The 326-nt window shown below is 36.5% G+C and carries 1 protein-coding gene; it reads right to left on the reverse strand.

What is annotated here, in order from left to right:
- The coding region (locus HC176_RS18440; RefSeq protein WP_245234966.1) for a DUF6377 domain-containing protein at window positions 1–326 on the reverse strand (326 nt) is incomplete at both ends.

Consider the following 326-nt stretch of genomic DNA (forward strand, 5'->3'; position numbering starts at 1 on the left):
TGAAATTCGGAAAAAGTTTGATAAAGGCTTCATCAAAATTCTGAAGCAGTTTTTCCTTTTCTTTTTTCAGGTCGTAATTACCCAGCAAATATTTGATCTTTTCCAGCTTTCCATCTTCTACAGCGTTTTCCACTTTAGATTTAAATTCCCTGAATTTCTCAAAGATATCAGCATCCTGTGTAAAGAAGAAACCTATGTATTCCTCTTTAATCTTGTTTGCTTCAAGCAGTAGATCATTCACCCGGTTCAATTCATCATTCTGATTTTTGATCCTGGCATTCACTGCGGTCAGCTCGCTATTGACAACCTTTAGATTAGCATGTGCC

This window comes from Tamlana crocina, from assembly GCF_012037625.1.